The sequence below is a fragment of the Segatella bryantii genome, from assembly GCF_022024215.1.
GTDB classification, from domain to species: Bacteria; Bacteroidota; Bacteroidia; order Bacteroidales; family Bacteroidaceae; genus Prevotella; species Prevotella bryantii.
In genome coordinates, this window is the sequence record NZ_CP091797.1 from 359,608 (window position 1) to 376,517 (window position 16,910).

The window sequence follows — 16,910 nt, forward strand, 5'->3', positions numbered from 1 at the left end:
TCTGGAATTTGCTACAAATAAGCTGTTATTTATTCATTCTATTTTCGATATAATCGCAGAATTGAGCCAGCGTTTTTACCTGTCCCATTTCCTCCGGTTTAATTTTGAAACCGAATTTATCCTGCACAATAGCCACGATATCAACAAGGTCAAGTGAGTCGATTTCTAAATCATCCTTCAAACTTGCCTCAGGACTAATCATTTCTTCTTCCACTTCCAAATCTTCGATAAGGAATTCGCGTACAATCTCTTCGATTTTTTCTCTATTCATGTATCTGTTTTTTATGCCTTAATGGCTTTTAGGTATATATTCTGGTTTTATTTTTTCTGGCATACGATAATACTGTGGCCTTGCCCTAAATGGTCATGTATTTGAGTAACCTTTAACCCAGCTTTTTCGATGATTTTAATTAGGTCTTCACTGTGGTACATCTTGCTGTTGCCATTAGCGATATCTGTAAAATACAGACTGGTCAGTGTTAGGCATAAGGCGGCAGGTTCGTATTTCTGTCTGTCCCATAAGGTCTCCATAATATACAACTTAGCGTTGCCATCCATAATTTTAGCCGCTCTTTCCAGTATGCTTTGTATTTCTGGTTCTGCGAAACAATCCAGAAATTGACTCATCCAAATAGCATCAAAATGCGGTTGGGTAGGAAACTGATTGGTTGTATGAAGCATATCAGTACCATATCCATGGATACGGTCTGCTCCAGGTTTACCAGCGGTCTCTTTTTCCATCAGTTTTATCTGTTGAGGCAGATCCATGATCGTTACCTCTACATCCTGATTATAGTTTACGCACTGCAGCGCCCATCTTCCGGTATTACCACCTACATCGAGTAAGGTCTTCGGATGATTCGCAAATACAATCTGCAGCGCCTCTTCAAAACTACTGTCACTATAGAAGTGGTCAAAATTAAACCAGCTCTTCTGTGCGTCGGCCGGCAGTTGAGAAAGTCCTTCGTATACCGTTTTCCAGTTGCCAAGATATTTTAAACCTTCCGGTTTACCATGGTCAAGCGCCTGTTCCAGTTCAAACATGCCCAGATAGTTTACATCATGGTTGAAATTCATGTTTACCACCGTTGCCGGGTCGTTGATAAGAAACCATCCCGTCTTGGAGATAGAGAACCGGTCAGTTACGTCGTTAATCAGAACCAGTCCGATAGAGAGAGAGGCCTCCATGAGGCATTTGATAGCATAAATCGTTTTGCCAGTCGTTTCAGCGATTTCGTTGATCGTCATCTCCTTATCGCGAAGCATATCCAATATTCCCCATTTCACCATAATGCGGGCCACCTGGAAAATGATTGGACCAAAAGCGATAAACTCAGCATTACGTTGAGCTTCGCGTGCAGACAAATGTTCTGTTGTATATTGTTTACGAACTGATTCTGATAAATGCATATGATATCTAAAAAAAACTCCTAATTTAGTTATTAACTCTTCATGTCCTTATATAAATAAGGTATAACTATCTTTTGTATTGGTTTATCTGATGTCTTTGATCACGAGTGCAGAGTTTGTACCTCCAAATCCAAAACTATTAGACAGAATATAATTCAAGTCGGCATCTTGCGTCTGAAGAGCCAGATGAAGAGGTTCTGAGTATTCGTCCGGGTTATCGAAATTCAAGTTGGGTGCCACAAAATGATTTTTCATCATTAAGATGCTATACACGATTTCGCTAGCACCAGCCATCCAGCATTCGTGTCCCGTCATACCCTTTGTCGAAGAGATAAGTGCATGCTCACCTTGGAAAAGCTTTTGGAGTGCGATAGCTTCAAACATATCCCCCTGTTTGGTACTTGTAGCATGCGCGTTGATATAATCGATATCACTCGGTTTTACTCCAGCCATATCCATCGCTCTCTGCATCGCCACAGCACATCCCACATCGCTAGGCTGCGAAATATTACCACCATTAGAAGAGAAACCATATCCAGTTACTTCTGCCAAAATGGTAGCTCCACGATTAACAGCATGCTCATAATCTTCAAGCACGAGTGCGGCAGCTCCGCCACTTGGAACCAGTCCGTCTCGGTCTCTGTCAAAAGGTCGCGATGCTTTCTGCGGTTCATCCATGTGCATAGAGAACGTGCGAAGAGCATCAAAAGACGACATTGCTTCATAGTTTACCTCTTGGGCACCACCACAGAGTATCATATCCTGCATACCTTGCTGTATGAGCATCATACCCATACCGATAGCATGGCTGCCACTGGCGCAAGCAGAACTTACCGTAAAGTTGATGCCACGAAGGTGGAAGATGGTACTTAGATTCATCGTTACCGTAGAATTAAGCGATCTGAATACGAGTTCAGAGCCCAGGAGCTCAGAATCGTGCTTTTCCTCCATAAGCTTAGACGTCTCAATGATAGGTTTTGCTGATGTATCGTTTCCGAAGAGTATGCCCACCTCGTTTTGGTCAAGATAATCCTGACTGATGCCAGCTTGCTGAAAAGCCTCTCGGGCAGCCATATAAGCATATTCACCCTGTTCAGCCAAGTCAAGACGAAGACGACGCTTGAGAAACGGTTTGAGTTGTGGACGCTCTACAATACCAGTAAGAGCAGATCGATAACCATATTCTAGTCTTTTCTGGTCCAGTCCGATGCCCGATTTCCCTTGTCTCAGTGCCTCAGCCACGCAGTTCTGGTTAGTACCGAGACAAGACCAAATTCCCATACCCGTGATAACTACTCTTCTATTCATTCGCATCGTTTATTATTATATTCCTATCGACAATATTTCTTTTTATGCTTTTTGCTAATTAGAACGACAAAAATACAAACTTTATTCGACTAGTACAAATATATTCAGCAAAAAGCGTTTATTCTTCTGTTTAAGGCCTTATAATCGGGTCATGTGATAGCCCAGGCGATGCAATTGGATACCCATACCCATGAGATACATTTGGTGTATACAAGCCACATAGCCTTGAAAAGCTTCTTTGGTACCAGGCTGGATATCTGCATGTTGCAGGATATTGAGTACGCGAGCAGCACACTCGCTGATCATTTCAGAGGTAGCCTTTTGCTGATCTTTTTCCAGATGGAGTACTTCTTCACAGATATATTCATCGAGATGGTCAAAATCTCTTTTGTCGCGCATATAAACATACAGATCAGGTACTTGGTCATAGATTTCCCATTCTGTGTCCCAGTATTGAGCCAGCGCCATGCCGATAAACATCATCCAGCCGAGAGAGGCTGTAGGATAATTCGCAAATTCGCGCATACCATCTGCCAGATAAGCGTTAGCTATAGCTTCCCATTTTTCTTCTACGTCTGGGCATTCTGCAAATCGCTCATCGAGTTCTTTTTTTCCCTTGAAATATTCATGAAGATCATGATGAAGATCTTCCTCAAACTTTTTAATGTCCATTTTCAGTAAATTTTATGCAAAGTTACAATTTTGATGGGATATATCGAATAGTTTAGCAAAATAATGTCTGAGCTATGTCATTTAACACTTTTCAGGATGTATCATGGATAATAGCAAAAAGGCATTGAAATCACTTCAACACCTTTTTTGTTTTTTTGAGCGGTTTTTGTTTCGGAGTGTACTCAACAAGTTCCCTTGTTGAATTATATTCGCATCAAAACTTTTCTATAGGCAAATATACTATTTTATTTGATAAATAGTACACTTCGTGCCAGTTAATAATCGTTAAAAGATATTTGGATTAAACTTGCTACGCTTTTACTTGACTCGCCACACTTTTAGTGAGATGTAGTCTTTTACCTGTGGAATGCAGACAAAGATGGCATGATTAAGCCAATCGTACTTACTGTCGTTAGGGGCTTCAAACTTGGGAGCAGTGCGAAAATAAAAGTTGCCGTTTTTGGTAGACAGTATACCTTCGTTGCAAACATGGATGTATACGCCATCGTCAGTCTTAATGTCATAAATAGCCTTGAGCTCAGTGCGTTCCTGATTTTCATCTACCAGCTGATAATCAGCTCCACCTCTTACCACAGTACCCTTGAGTTTGGGACCTTCAAAGCTACCACCGACAATCGGAATGATAACACGCTTGCCATGAGAAGTTTTTCCCACACTATAAGCAGGGTCGCACTTTACTTTTAATTCGCATACATACTCTAGTTCTGGTATTTTCTCCTGAGCGTTCGCTGCGAGCGTTAAAAAGCTCAAACATACGAGTAATAAAAATTTTTTCATAGATTTAAGTGATTTATTTTCGCAAAAATAAGTGTTTTTGAGTAAATATACAATACAAAATACGTTTTGCAAACAATTTGATACATCGTGCAAAGCTCTTCGTATTTATTTTACATATGTTTGCCACGATTAATAACCTAAAACATTTTATAAATCTAAAACAATTTATTAACAATGAAGAAAATTTTAGCCTTTATTGGCTCGTTGCTTTTGTTGCCTATGGCAGCACTGGCACAGTTCGGAGTTGTAGCGCCTCTGCATGTCTCGGGCAATCAACTCAATGATCAGTATGGGAATAAGGTTGTGCTTCATGGCGTTATGGACACCCCAAGTCCTTATTTTAATAAGCACAGATGGGGCTGGAACTGTAATGATGAGGCTGTACCTGGATGTATTAATTATTTTGACAAACTCTTTACTGCGATTACCAAGACCAGCTCGGGTGCGTATTGTAACTTGTTTCGTCTCCATCTAGAGCCAGGGTGGACGAATGACCCTAATAAGAAGGCTACTAATGGTGGTGGAGAGAATGATATCTCACGTTTCAGCTCTGCTCGCTTGCAAAAATATCTCGAAACACTTTATCTGCCTATTGCTCAGAAGGCTCTGAATCATGGTCTTTTTGTTGTGATTCGTCCACCTGGAGTGTGTCCTCAGGAATTGCGTGTAGGTGATGCTTACCAGAACTATCTCAAGACGGTTTGGGATATCGTCTCTAAGAGTCAGACGCTGAAGAAGAATAGTGGTGTCATCTCGCTCGAATTGGCTAACGAACCTATACATATTAAGAATCAGTATGGTCAGAACTCGGCTACGGCGATGCGCGATTATTTCCAACCAATCATCGATATCATCCGTCATAATGGCTATACGGGTATTATCTGGGTACCAGGAACGGGCTATCAGAGTCAGTATGCTGACTATGATAAATATCCGGTTAGCGATAGTAATTATGGTTATGCCGTACATGTATATCCTGGATGGTATGGTGCAAGCGACAAGAGTTATGATCACAATGCTTTTATCTATAATTTCCAAAAGCAAGTACCGGTTGTCACCAAGAAACCTATCTTAGTAAGTGAGATAGACTGGAGTCCAGAACAGCCTGGTACAGGTAAACTGAATGAGTTCGGTCAGTGGGTAGCAAGCAACTATGGTACGTGGGGTACGGCTTCTACATCTAAGTGGGGTAATGCCTGGAAGGCTGTTATGGATCATTTCGGCAATATCTCGATGAACCTTACTTCTGTAGACGATTATATCGATATTGACGCTTATATTAATAATGGTGTGGTAAAACCTGCTTTCAATGGTATGAAAGAGGCTTGTAGTGGTGCATGTTGGGATTGGTATCGCGAATATGCCAAGGTAAACTATGCACATGCATCTGGTAATACTCAGCCAAGTACCGGTGGCAATCAGGGTGGTTCTACTTCTGGCTCAACAACAACCCCAACGGGTACCAGTCTGATTCCTGCATGGGCTAACACAGCCAACTATATTCCAGAAGGATGGATCGTAGCTGATAATGGCAGTCAGGTATATCCAGGCAGCGATATTACCCGTGGCCCTCGCATAATGACATTTGCGGGTGGCGATTTCAAGAGCGCTTTCTATTGTCGTGAAATAGCAGCAGATAAAGCTGGCTATATCGAATATGGTGCCATGGATGGTCATCGCTTGAATCTTGGTTTCGGCGAATATCTCCTTACCTGTAATGTTGCTGCGTGGAAGGGTACACCTTATCTTAAAGTAGAAGTGTTTAACCCTGACAATCAGATATTGTGCTCTACAATAGTTAATGCTACTCCTAATATGGATGGTCAACAGGGTACTGTATCTAAATCAAAGAAAGTGGCTCTGAGCTTCTATGTTATGGATAAGGGCAATTATCGTGTCCGTTTTACTCCTGTAGCCGATGCTCAGGGTAATGGTGGTGCCTGGGAAGAAGTGCTCGTCGGTAATGTAAGTCTTATCAATATGGATAATCCTCTTGCTTTCAATACAGAGAATATGGTGCCTGCTGGTTGGACTATTGTCGATGATGGTGAACAGGTGGCTACAGGTGCTCTGGCTGGTGTAGGTCCTCGCATATTTAAGTTTACTCAGGCTGGTCAGTTGCCTACAGCTCTTTATGTACGTCAGAAGGCTGCTACTCGTGCTGGTTACGCTGAGTTTGGTACAGCGCAAAACTATGGACTGAGTCTTGTTGCGGGTAATTATAACTTTAGTTATTTTGCTGCAGCATGGCAAGGGGCTCCTTATCTGAAATGTGAAGTCTTTGATAAGAACAATCACTCTTTAGGCAGTCAGATTATTAATGTTACCAAGAATGTGGACAGAAATCTAAATACAGGTACTTACGATGCAAATTATGGTGTAGTAAACTTTACGGCTCCATCTACAGGGTATTATCATGTACGTTGGACTCCTGTAGCTGACCAGTGGGGTAACGGTGGTGACTGGCTTGAAGTAGTTTTGGGTCATATTAAGATCTCTCATGGTACTGCTAATGCGAAGTCTAATCAATATAATTCTTCAGAGACTACAGCGATACAAGGTGTTGCGACTGAATCTGAAGTTACCGATGGACCTGTATTCAATTTGCAGGGTATTCAGGTAGCTCCAGCACTTCATGGTGCTTCGCTCCCAGCGGGTATATATATACATCATGGTAAGAAAATTACCATTCACTAATCATTTTTTTTAGTTGATATTAGATTAACTTTCGGGTATGTGCTTGTCGCATACCCGTTTTTTTGTAGGTGCTATTAACGATAGTGTAACATGATGTGTGCATGGTGTAACATTGTATTTTTAAATTTATCAAAACGTAACATTTTTGGCTGATTTACTTGCATATTAGAATGTATTAGCTTATTTTTGCAACGAAAATTAAATAGACTTAACAGGAATATTACAAGAACTACTAGTTACATTTTGAGACTTTATTGTGGTTTGACTTAGGATATCACGAGGAAAAATAGAGTTTTAAGAGAGAAATTAGAGTCTAAGAGAGAAATTATAAACCAACACAAATTACTTATGAATAAAAAATTAGGTTCAATAGCATTGAGCCTGTTCCTTTGTGGAGGGACAGCTCTAGCTCAAAACGCAGTGTCGGGAACTGTAGTAGACGAAAACGGTGAGCCCGTTGTTGGTGCTTCTGTTATCATCAAGGGTACCCGTTTGGGTGTAGTAACTGATGTCGATGGCAAGTTTGTTTTGCCTTCAGTACCCAAGTCGGGAAAGTCTGTTACCATTTCGTATATTGGTATGGAGACGAAAGAGGTACAGATTAAGCCTAACATGAAGATTACTTTATCAGAAGACGCCAATAGTCTTGATGAGGTAGTGGTTCAAGTAGCTTATGGTTCTGCCAAGAAGTCTACTCTTACAGGAGCTGTAACTCAGGTTGGTTCAGAGCAACTCGAAAAGCGTCCGGTTTCAAGTGTTACAGCAGCTCTCGAGGGTTCTACTTCGGGTGTGCAGATCAACAGTACGTATGGTCAGCCAGGTGAAGATGCTTCTATTCGTATTCGTGGTTTTGGTACCGTAAATGGTAACAGCGATCCTCTCTATGTACTCGATGGTGTGCCTTATGATGGTAATATTTCTGACTTGAATCCGAATGATATCGAGAGTATTACGGTACTCAAGGATGCTGCTTCATGTGCCCTCTATGGTAACCGTGCTTCCAATGGTGTTATTCTTATTACGAGCAAGAAGGGTAAGAATGGTAAGATGCAGTTTGAGTTTCGTGCGAATTTAGGTACGTATAATCGTGGTATCTCAGAGTATTCTACGATGAATGCCAACCAGTTTATGGAGGCCAGTTGGATGGATCTTCGCAACTCTCGTATCTCTGCGGGCGATGATGCAGCAACAGCGGCTGCCTATGCTACCAATAACTTGATCAGCGAGCGTCTGTATCTCAACATTTATAATAAGGCGGATAATGAGCTTTTTGATTCTAATGGTAAATTAGTATCTGATGCTCAGATATTGGATGGCTATCTTGACGATCTTGACTGGTATGACCAAACCATACAGAGTGGAGCTCGTCAGGAGTATAACTTCAGTGGTTCACAGTCTAGCGAGAAGAGTGATTATTATTTCTCATTGGGCTATCTCGATGAAAATGGATATGTATCTAATTCTGGATTCAATCGTCTGACAGGTCGTGCCAATATGAATTTCCGTCCAAAGAAATGGTTTAATACAGGTTTCTCTATCAATGGTAGTCATCAGACCACTGATTTCTCTAATGGTGATGCTTCCAGTTCATATACGAATGCCTTTATGTATTGCCGTTATATTGCACCGATCTATCCGGTTCACTTGCATAATTCGGATGGTACCTATATGCTTGATGCGAGTGGTAACAAACAGTATGATCCGGGGTATTATACCGATTCTGACGGTAATATCGTGTTTACCCGTAACCAGTTCTCTGACCGCCATGTCATCTGGGAGAATGAGTTGAATGAAAATCGTACCTATCGCAACACCTTGGCTAGTAATGCCTATTTTACCTTCAAGCTACCTTATAATTTCAGTTTCACGGTGAACGGTAGTTTAAACACAGTAAACAAGGAAAACCGTTACTATAACAATGCTACTATCGGTGATGGTAAGGGTAATAGTGGTCGTGCTATGCGTGAATATTATCGCTATAAGACGTATACGGTACAGGAGCAGCTGAAATGGAATCATGAGTTTGGTAAGCATAGTGTAGATGTGCTCTTGGGTCATGAAAATTATTACTACAATTACGATTATACTTACAATTTCAAGACAAACGAGGTCTTTGCAGGAAAGGATAATCTGAGTAACTTTACCTCGATTACCGCCGCAGAAGGATGGGAGAACAATTATCGTACAGAGAGTTATCTGGGACGTGTACGCTATGTATACGACGACAAGTATACGGGTGAAGTGTCTTTCCGTCGCGACGGTTCTTCACGCTTCTCTAAGGATAACCGATGGGGTACCTTCGGTAGTGTAGGTGGTAGCTGGATGATTAGCAAGGAAAACTTCATGAAGAAGTACAGATGGATAAACAGCTTGAAACTTCGTGCCGATTATGGTCTTGTCGGAAATGATGCCGGTGCCAACTATTATGCTTATATGGCTCTCTATACTTCAGACCAGAATGCCAACAAGGGTGCTTATTATCTTTCTCAGAATTCTAACAATGATTTGAAATGGGAAACGGGTTCGTCACTAGGTATCGGTCTGGAAGGACGATTCTTCAACCGTTGGAATCTGAGTCTGGAATATTTTGACCGTCGCAATCGTGACCTGCTCTTCGATGTGTATATGCCACTATCAGCAGGTGCTACATCGGTTACTGAAGCAGAGTCTACCATTACCCAGAATATCGGTACCATCGCCAATTATGGTTTCGAACTGAATACTGATGTTGATATCGTGAAGAAAAAGGACTGGGGACTGAATTTTGGCTTCAACGCTACAACACTGAAAAATAAGATTACTAAACTACCAGAACAAAATAAAGACGGTATTATCAGTGGTATATACAAGATAGAAGAAGGCAAAAGCCGTTACGAGTTTTATACCTACACCTATGTCGGCGTAGACATGATGACGGGTAACTCGCTCTATAAGGCTAATCTGGAAGATTACTGCTATACCGAGACAGATGGTACCATAGTAGGAAACGCATCGGGTACCGATATTACTTCAAAGGTAACTAAGATTAATGGTGAGTATTACGTCAATAATACAAGCTATGCGCTTAAGGAATATCAAGGGTCTGCCATTCCTAAAGTATATGGAAGTTACTCTCTCACCGGTAGATATAAAGACTTTACGCTCAGTGCGATGATGACCTATTCTATTGGTGGTAAGGTGTACGATTCTATCTATCAAAGTTTGATGTCAACCTCTACGAGTGCTTCGAATATGCATACCGATTTGCTTCGCTCGTGGAGTGGTGTACCTGAAGGGATGACCGAAACTTCCGTGAATCGTATTTCAGCCGATGCTATTCCACAGATTAATAGCACGCTGAGTGCATATAACAATGCCACCTCTTCTCGCTGGCTTACTGATGCCAGCTATCTGGTTATGAAAAATATCTCTCTGGGTTATAAGTTGCCACAAACACTGGTTCATCGAATCGGTCTCGACCAGGTAAATCTTAATGTTACCTGTGAGAATCTCTTTACGATCTCAGCACGTCAGGGACTTAATCCACAGCAGTCGTTCGATGGTTCACAGAGTAATTATCTTGTAACTCCACGCGTGTTTACATTCGGTATAAATGTTAAGTTCTAAAGTATAGCATCATGAAACAAATAAGATATATATTCATAGCATGTATGGCCAGCATGCTTTTCAGCTGTAGCAGCGATTATCTTGATACTACTCCTACAGCTTCGGTAAGTCCTTCGGTTATCTTCGAGACGACAGACAATGCCAAATTAGCCATTAATGGAATCTGTAAAATGATGACGACCCAGTATCTCGAGTCGCAGGGCTTCAATGGTGAGGGTACTATCAAGACCTACTATGGTAATTATCCTGGCAATGACTATCAACGCTGTCAACTTACGGGATGGGCTCCTCTGATGAACAGTACCTATCATGAACGTTCTACCAGTATCTACTGTTACTATCCTTGGTATTATTACTATAAGATTATCGGTAATGCCAATACCGTTATCGCTAATATCGATGCTGCAGAAGGAAGTGATGCAGATAAGGCTTTCATTAAGGCGCAAGCTCTTACGTTTAGAGCGTATAGCTTCTTGATGCTCTCGCAGATATATAGTCATCGCTGGAAAGACAGCAATGAGGGAGCAAGCCGTGGTATCGTATTGCGTACCGATGTGAGTACAGACAGTATGAGCTGCTCTACACTTGGCGAAACTTATGCGCAAATCTATGCTGATCTTGATGAGGCTATCGCCGACTTTACAGCATCGGGAGAAGATCGTGATGCAGATGATAATTATTCTCCTAATTTGAGTGTGGCTTATGCGGTATATGCCCGTGCAGCATTGACACGTGAGGATTGGAGTAATGCTGCTAAATATGCACAGATGGCCCGTGAGGGTTATCCGTTGATGAGTGCTTCTGAATATAAGGATGGTGGTTTTAATACTCCGAATGATGAATGGATATGGAGTGTTTATAGTTCATCTGAAGAAACGCTTTATTATTACCAGTATTTCGCTTACGAAGGTAGTAATTCGAGTGCGAGCATCGCACGTAACTATCCAGCTGCTATCAGCAAGGAACTCTATGATGTTATTCCAGAGACAGATATCCGTAAAGATATGTTCCTTGATCCTAAGGAATATGCATATAATACCAGTACTTCTGTGGCGGGTACAGACCTTAATACGTATGCGAAGAGTAAGTATGGTGATAAACTGTATAGTACTAGTATTGTGTGTGCTTATATGCAGTTTAAAACTCAGAATACAGATCAGCCTGGTGTCGGTCAGTTGAATTTGTTCCGTTCTTCAGAAATGTATCTTATTCAGGCTGAGGCCGACTGTCATCTGGGAAAGGATGCTGAAGCACAACAGTTGTTGCAGACATTGACCCGAGATTCTGGTCGTGATGAGGCTTATACTTGTACCAAGACCGGTGATGAACTGCTTGAAGAAGTGCGGTTGTATCGTCGTATCGAACTATGGGGTGAAGGCTTCGACTGGTTTGATTATAAGCGTTGGGGTATCACTATGGTTCGCCATTCTGCCGAGGATGGTGGCAGCTTCAATATCAACTTTGTTATTTCTCAAGCTCCGGAAGATAATAACTATTGGACATGGGTTATTCCGAATAAGGAAATCGATTACAATGCAGCCATTTCTTCTACAGTAGAGTAGAAGTTTAACCGTGTATTTATAATTGTAACGAGCGGACAGCATAAAGCTAGTCCGCTTTTTACTTTTTATCTTAAAACCTTTTTCCGCCCCAAAAGAATGGAAAGATGAGACCAATCTAATATTTTAGCTATATAGATGCTACCAATAATACTAATCAAAATCGTAAAAACAGCATGTAATACCCCAGTCGAATCAAATCTGAAAGCAGGTAATAGATATTTTGATAACATTGTAAATATCGGATGGAAAAGATAAATCGGAAAAGTGTTTCTACCTATATATTCTACAGTGAGTTCAGCCCTTCCTTTTATGAAAGAGAAAAAGTATGATGAAAAAGATAAGAAACAAATGACACATATCAAAACAGAGATAGTACCCCAATCATAAAAAATGGTATTTGTAATGATTAATCCAAAAGGAATTATGGGCCATAAACTTCTCTTGTATATTCGCGAAAAGTCTTTACTATATTGTCTTATACCAACGCCAATAAAATAGTAGATAGCTATCTTGATATTCAAAAAAGGTGTTAGTAATGAAATAGCAATAAGTAAAGTAGCAAATATGGAGTATTTTGCAGTGATATTGATTTTGTGTGTAAAATGAAAAGCAAAGTAATATATGATTCCACATACTATCATTGCATGTAAAAACCAATAAGGACCAATGGATTTGATAAAAAGAACATGAAGAATGGTATATGTATTTAAAACTTTAATACCATCACGAACCGGAAGAAACAATGATAATACCGCAAATCCTGTTACAAGAATCATATATGGTAGCCATATTTTCAGTATATAAAGAACATAATCTTTTACAGACTTGTTGATATTTACTAAATATCCGGTAATCACAAGAAAAGTAGGCATTATAAAAGCTAAAATAGCCTCCTTTATGGATGGATATATATTACCAAAATTTACGATGTGTACAAGTATGACTAATCCAATAAGAATAGTTCTAAAAAAATCAATTTCGTTATTGTATTTCATGTGGAAATGTCTTTATTCTGTCCATAGGACAGAAAAAATTATTCAACAATAAATGTAGCACTTATCGTTATTTGTTACTTTTACTTGTACAAAACTTTGAGTTAAAAATGCGGAAAAAAAAGTGAGTATTACTATTTTATTCATGTTAGAATTAATAAGATTTAATTTTTTTTTTGCAAAATTAGTTATTTTATTTTAATATTGCAAATGGAATGTAATTTTTTTACTTTTTATATCAAGTTTTCTATGTATAAAGCTTTAATAAAGTGTAAGTTAATGATGGTTCTTAAAAAAACTTAAAAGGGGTGCATTATCGCTTGCGATGTGTGGTAATATATGTATATTAGTGCAATAAATGTGTGAAATTATTAAGTCGTAGAAAGATAGTCTAAGGAAGGAGTGTAAAATCTTAATAGAAAAAATAGAGTACGACTTTTCTGTTCAATTATTAAAAGAAAGAATTATGAATTACATCAAAACTTTTTTTCACTTGCTTTTAGGGGTATTTATGACATTTGCAGGATTTTCGCATCTTACACTTAGTCGTTTGGAGTTTGTTGCCCAGGTACCAACATGGATTCAGTTTTCACCGGAATTTACTGATTTTGTTGTATTGGCATCAGGGGTAGTAGAGATGATACTTGGTTTAGGTATGCTTTTCCTTTATAAGCACAAAGGAACAGTAGGTATTTTGCTGGCCTTGTTTTATATCGCAATCTTCCCAGGTAATCTGAATCAGTATTTTAATCATATCGATGCATTCGGATTAAATACGGATTCCGCTCGATTGATAAGACTCTTTTTCCAGCCAGTACTTATCTTCCTCGCTCTTTGGTCTACAGATGGATATGCTGAGCTGAAGAACAGTCATTTCTTAAGAAGATGAGTCTTAACTTCGTATAAATAGATATTTCATTTTAGTGTTTGAAGTTCCAAGGTACTTATATGGAACGTAGTGATACCCTCGATGTCATACGATGATGCGTCGAGGGTATCTTTTTAAATGTTCTATATGGGTATTGTAGCAAATCTAACTTTTTTGTAACTTTGCATGGGAAATGGAACATATTATGGTATTAAAAGACAAGGTATTAGGATTTGTATGGCAGCATGTGTTGCTGCTTTTTTCTTTGTATGTAATGACTTTAGGAGTAGCTGTATGTGTGCGCTCCGCTGTAGGGTCAAGTGTTATTTCTACGCTTCCTTACGTTTTTCAGCAGGCTGGATCACAAGGTATTCACGTTCCCCAATGGAGTATAGGTGTTTATACTATTGTGGCTAATTTCATTTTTGTACTTGTGCAGATGATGATACTTCGTAAGCAGTTTGAATGGGTACAATTGTTTCAACTTGTTATCGGTGCTTTCTTTGGTTCGCTGATAGATGTAAATATGCTGCTTACTTCGTGGCTTGTTCCTACTGTCTTATGGAGTAAATTGCTGGCACAGTGGGTTGGCTGTACCATTTTAGGTTTAGGTATTGCGTTGGAAGTACGATGTGGTAGTGTCACGATGCCGGGTGAGGGTATGCCGATTGCAATTAGTCGCGTTACAGGTGTTGAGTTTCCTAAGGTGAAGATAATGGTCGATGTTACTTTAGTGGTTCTGGCTGTAGTATTCAGTTACATATTCTTTGGTACATGGCAGTGGCATATAACGGGTGTGGGTACGCTTTTTGCCATGGTTTATGTAGGTATTGTTGTAAGAATTGTAGCTAAACATCTTGGATGGTTCGATAGTGTACTCAACTATCGCCCTGGTTTTCGTCGTTACATTTACGGTTTGGCGCGTTACATCAAGCCATAATTATAAATATACATGGCGGCAGCAAATCGGCGAGGAGGGTGAAGCAAAAAGAGTTTGCGAAGCCCTCTTATGAAGGCAGAAAAAGAAAAAAGGATGTAAACCATTATGATTTACATCCTTTTTCGTGGGTAGTGATGGATTCGAACCACCGAAGCTAGAAGCAGCAGATTTACAGTCTGCCCCATTTGGCCACTCTGGAAACTACCCAAAATGCTTAAAAGGAAAGAAGTAATTTATGACAATCACCACGTAAAACGTGGGTAGTGATGGATTCGAACCACCGAAGCTAGAAGCAGCAGATTTACAGTCTGCCCCATTTGGCCACTCTGGAAACTACCCCCGTGCCTTAAAAGCGAGTGCAAAGGTAATAAAAAATTGCGAAATGCCAAATTTTTATTATACTTTTTTTATTAAAATCTATAAAAAAACTACTTATAACCATAGTTTTGTATCCATCCTTTATGCAATTGCAATACATCATACGGAATAGGGAACACTGTGGTAAAGCCTATTGTATCGTCAATAGCATTGATTCGGTCATTATAGTGGCTGGTATATTTGCCAAATCGTATCAAATCATTACGGCGCCAACCTTCCCACATCAGCTCAAGCAGTCGTTCGTTAAGTATATTGTCAAGTGTAGCTGCGATATGAGGCATACCTACGCGATCGCGTATTCTGTTCAGTTCGTTGTCACCGTTTTGTCCGTTTCGTACTAATGCTTCCGCTTTCATCAGTATGGCATCAGCCAGGCGATATAAAACGATATCATTGTTTTGTACTTTATGGTCATCGAGTGCAGTATAATCTATTTCATATTTACGCATACGAGCACCAGCGATCTTTTCGTATACACTTCCGGTAAGGTCTTCTGTTACTTCCATCGGATGGTATACCAAGGCATGTCCGTAGCCATCGTTTACCAGATTGCCACGATCATAAACGGTATCGATAAAGAAATTGATGGCAAGCCGGTTATCAGGTGTTGTCGTGCGACGGTTAGAGTCGTCCTCGGTTATGCCATAAGCCTTCATTGTACTGATCGTTGCACATGTGCCGTTTTCTGCATCCATACCAATAGCAGATGCGTGGGCATAATGTATAGAGCGGAAGATATACTTGAATCGGTTGGTGTTCTGATAGTTATTCATCGGGATGGTGAATATGTTCTCCTTAGAATTCTCATTGTATACGCTAAAATTTGTTTGATAATCTGATTCAAGCTGATAATAAGGTTGTCTTGTTTCGAGTGAGTCGCAATAAGCTATTGTGGCTTCCCAGGCATTTAACTTTTTTTCGCCTACCTGTATCGTTATTTCTTTGCCGTCAAGGTGGTTACCGTCGGTCCAGTTATCGTCCATATATATTTCTGCATTGAGTGCCAATTTAGCCAACAGGAAATATACTACTCCCTTGGTTATCCGGCCATACATTGCGCCTTCATGGTTACTGGCTTCTGCTGATAAATAAGGCAGTGATGCCTGTAAATCGGCGATGATACGTTGGTAGGCTTTACTACGGTCGAGAAGTATAAGGTCGTCATCCATCGTGATGCGTCCAAAGAGATCCATCGTGTAGAAATAAAACATGGCCCTTATACTTTTCACCTCGGCGGTGTAAGCCTGATACTGTGCATCGGTGAGTGTGCTACGATGTTTCTCGATGATATTGAGCGAACGGTTAGCCAGTCCGATTACCTTATATAGATAATTCCAAGTATCGTTGAGTTCAGTCTCAGTCGGTTTCCAGGTATGGTTATAGAGCCGGTTCCAGAATCCGCCGTCTTCCCAGTCACCGCCTCTTACGGGTATCATCTGTTCGTCTGTGGTAAGCGAATTAAAGTCGTATACTCCTCGTTCGGTTCCCATTAGTCCTTCACTGACATTTCCTGATCCGATATAGTTATACAGATCGCCTACACAGTTGCGTTCAATATCGGCAGCAGACTGGTAGGCCTCGTCTTCCGTGAGTTGTCCTTTAGGATACTCTTTCAGGCAAGAGGTTGTAAGAAGAGCAATGGCTATAAATGCGATATATTTTTTCATAATCATCTGAAT

General features: G+C 40.3%; 12 protein-coding genes and 2 tRNA genes. 5 read left to right on the forward strand and 9 right to left on the reverse strand.

Features of this window, described 5'->3' with window-relative positions; genetic code table 11:
- Window positions 1–25: 25 nt before the first annotated feature.
- The 5 genes from L6471_RS01260 to L6471_RS01280 all read right to left on the reverse strand — a co-directional run bounded on the left by L6471_RS01260 (window position 26) and on the right by L6471_RS01280 (window position 4,188).
- Window positions 26–271, reverse strand: a complete 246-nt coding sequence (locus L6471_RS01260; RefSeq protein WP_006282149.1) for an acyl carrier protein — start codon at window positions 269–271, stop codon at window positions 26–28.
- A gap of 47 nt (window positions 272–318) precedes the next feature.
- Window positions 319–1,410, reverse strand: a complete 1,092-nt coding sequence (locus L6471_RS01265) for a methyltransferase domain-containing protein (RefSeq protein WP_006282150.1) — start codon at window positions 1,408–1,410, stop codon at window positions 319–321.
- Between the two features lie 84 nt (window positions 1,411–1,494).
- A complete protein-coding gene (locus L6471_RS01270) occupies window positions 1,495–2,718 on the reverse strand; it encodes a beta-ketoacyl-[acyl-carrier-protein] synthase family protein (RefSeq protein ID WP_074549900.1) in 1,224 nt (407 codons plus the stop codon).
- A 138-nt stretch (window positions 2,719–2,856) separates the two neighbouring features.
- Window positions 2,857–3,390 carry a hypothetical protein gene (locus L6471_RS01275; RefSeq protein ID WP_006282152.1) on the reverse strand — a complete coding sequence of 178 codons (534 nt, stop codon included), beginning with the start codon at window positions 3,388–3,390 and terminating at the stop codon, window positions 2,857–2,859.
- 318 nt (window positions 3,391–3,708) lie between these two features.
- Window positions 3,709–4,188: a DUF3237 domain-containing protein gene (locus L6471_RS01280; RefSeq protein ID WP_027454272.1), complete on the reverse strand. Its 480-nt coding sequence runs from the start codon at window positions 4,186–4,188 to the stop codon at window positions 3,709–3,711.
- Window positions 4,189–4,362: 174 nt separating this feature from the next.
- Between L6471_RS01280 and L6471_RS01285 the strand changes: the two genes are divergently transcribed.
- The 3 genes from L6471_RS01285 (at window position 4,363) to L6471_RS01295 (ending at window position 12,053) form a co-directional block, all read left to right on the forward strand.
- Window positions 4,363–6,885: a cellulase family glycosylhydrolase gene (locus L6471_RS01285; protein ID WP_237797071.1), complete on the forward strand. Its 2,523-nt coding sequence runs from the start codon at window positions 4,363–4,365 to the stop codon at window positions 6,883–6,885.
- A gap of 348 nt (window positions 6,886–7,233) precedes the next feature.
- Window positions 7,234–10,491, forward strand: coding sequence for a SusC/RagA family TonB-linked outer membrane protein (locus tag L6471_RS01290; protein ID WP_237797072.1), 3,258 nt, complete (start codon window positions 7,234–7,236; stop codon window positions 10,489–10,491).
- An 11-nt stretch (window positions 10,492–10,502) separates the two neighbouring features.
- On the forward strand, window positions 10,503–12,053 hold the full coding sequence (locus L6471_RS01295; RefSeq protein WP_074549904.1) for a RagB/SusD family nutrient uptake outer membrane protein: 1,551 nt from the start codon (window positions 10,503–10,505) through the stop codon (window positions 12,051–12,053).
- Window positions 12,054–12,118: 65 nt separating this feature from the next.
- On the opposite strand, the gene L6471_RS01300 is transcribed toward L6471_RS01295, so the two are convergent.
- Window positions 12,119–13,048, reverse strand: coding sequence for an acyltransferase family protein (locus L6471_RS01300; protein ID WP_094448533.1), 930 nt, complete (start codon window positions 13,046–13,048; stop codon window positions 12,119–12,121).
- 463 nt (window positions 13,049–13,511) lie between these two features.
- Here L6471_RS01300 and L6471_RS01305 point away from each other — a divergent pair, with 463 nt between their 5' ends.
- Window positions 13,512–13,934: a DoxX family protein gene (locus L6471_RS01305; protein ID WP_006282159.1), complete on the forward strand. Its 423-nt coding sequence runs from the start codon at window positions 13,512–13,514 to the stop codon at window positions 13,932–13,934.
- A gap of 172 nt (window positions 13,935–14,106) precedes the next feature.
- Window positions 14,107–14,853: a YczE/YyaS/YitT family protein gene (locus L6471_RS01310; protein ID WP_237797073.1), complete on the forward strand. Its 747-nt coding sequence runs from the start codon at window positions 14,107–14,109 to the stop codon at window positions 14,851–14,853.
- Window positions 14,854–14,978: 125 nt separating this feature from the next.
- Here L6471_RS01310 and L6471_RS01315 read toward each other — a convergent pair.
- The 3 genes from L6471_RS01315 to L6471_RS01325 form a co-directional block, all read right to left on the reverse strand.
- Window positions 14,979–15,060, reverse strand: a tRNA-Tyr gene (locus L6471_RS01315).
- Between the two features lie 50 nt (window positions 15,061–15,110).
- Window positions 15,111–15,192, reverse strand: a tRNA-Tyr gene (locus tag L6471_RS01320).
- 89 nt (window positions 15,193–15,281) lie between these two features.
- Window positions 15,282–16,898, reverse strand: a complete 1,617-nt coding sequence (locus L6471_RS01325; RefSeq protein WP_237797074.1) for a RagB/SusD family nutrient uptake outer membrane protein — start codon at window positions 16,896–16,898, stop codon at window positions 15,282–15,284.
- Window positions 16,899–16,910: the final 12 nt, after the last annotated feature.

Excerpts from the sequence above, each read along its gene's own strand:
- L6471_RS01270 (WP_074549900.1), bottom strand. The coding sequence starts at position 2,718 with ATGAATAGAAGAGTAGTTATCACGGGTATGGGAATTTGGTCTTGTCTC.
- L6471_RS01290 (WP_237797072.1), top strand. The coding sequence starts at position 7,234 with ATGAATAAAAAATTAGGTTCAATAGCATTGAGCCTGTTCCTTTGTGGA.
- L6471_RS01265 (WP_006282150.1), bottom strand. The coding sequence starts at position 1,410 with ATGCATTTATCAGAATCAGTTCGTAAACAATATACAACAGAACATTTG.
- L6471_RS01300 (WP_094448533.1), bottom strand. The coding sequence starts at position 13,048 with ATGAAATACAATAACGAAATTGATTTTTTTAGAACTATTCTTATTGGA.
- L6471_RS01305 (WP_006282159.1), top strand. The coding sequence starts at position 13,512 with ATGAATTACATCAAAACTTTTTTTCACTTGCTTTTAGGGGTATTTATG.
- L6471_RS01285 (WP_237797071.1), top strand. The coding sequence starts at position 4,363 with ATGAAGAAAATTTTAGCCTTTATTGGCTCGTTGCTTTTGTTGCCTATG.
- L6471_RS01280 (WP_027454272.1), bottom strand. The coding sequence starts at position 4,188 with ATGAAAAAATTTTTATTACTCGTATGTTTGAGCTTTTTAACGCTCGCA.
- L6471_RS01260 (WP_006282149.1), bottom strand. The coding sequence starts at position 271 with ATGAATAGAGAAAAAATCGAAGAGATTGTACGCGAATTCCTTATCGAA.
- L6471_RS01275 (WP_006282152.1), bottom strand. The coding sequence starts at position 3,390 with ATGGACATTAAAAAGTTTGAGGAAGATCTTCATCATGATCTTCATGAA.
- L6471_RS01295 (WP_074549904.1), top strand. The coding sequence starts at position 10,503 with ATGAAACAAATAAGATATATATTCATAGCATGTATGGCCAGCATGCTT.
- L6471_RS01325 (WP_237797074.1), bottom strand. The coding sequence starts at position 16,898 with ATGAAAAAATATATCGCATTTATAGCCATTGCTCTTCTTACAACCTCT.
- L6471_RS01310 (WP_237797073.1), top strand. The coding sequence starts at position 14,107 with ATGGAACATATTATGGTATTAAAAGACAAGGTATTAGGATTTGTATGG.